The following is a 450-nucleotide window of genomic DNA, read 5'->3' as shown; positions in this document are numbered from 1 at the left end:
CCTTAGGGTAGTAGATGCCGGCATGGATGACCTCGCTGTTGCGGCTCGACGTGCCCAGCCCGGGGCTGTCCTCGGCCTCCACGACAAGAACTTCGCGTCCCTCGAGCGCCAGCCGCCGCGCAATCGCCAGACCGACGACGCCGGCGCCGATGACGATGCAATCGACTTTCTCGTCGGGGACCCCCATCGTCATTCGCCAGCCCCTGGGGCACAATGCAGGACGTGCAAGCAGGCCTCACCAGAATTCCGGCCCGCCGAAAGCACCACAAGCATGAGATGTCACTCCATCGGCCGTTTTCTGTCCGAGCGTGCAACGAAATAAAGCACCGCGATTGCGGCAAATACCATAATGTTGATGATCGACGAAAGCGCATAGAGCTCCGGCTTGACACCATAGCGCAGTGCGCCCCAGGCGACCGATGGCATGGTAGGCGTGGCGCCGGGTAGAAC

The 450-nt window shown here is 62.2% G+C and carries 1 protein-coding gene; it reads right to left on the bottom strand.

What is annotated here, in order from left to right:
• Positions 1-193, bottom strand: a 193-nt coding sequence (locus EN893_RS37585) for an FAD-dependent oxidoreductase (RefSeq protein WP_128362339.1), incomplete at its 3' end; no start/stop codon positions are given.
• Positions 194-450: the final 257 nt, after the last annotated feature.

Origin of the sequence: Mesorhizobium sp. M7A.F.Ca.CA.004.04.2.1, assembly GCF_004022825.1 — a bacterium.
Lineage (GTDB): Bacteria > Pseudomonadota > Alphaproteobacteria > Rhizobiales > Rhizobiaceae > Mesorhizobium.
Note: the sequence above shows the minus strand (reverse complement) of the source record. Positions and strands in the feature narration are given on the sequence as shown.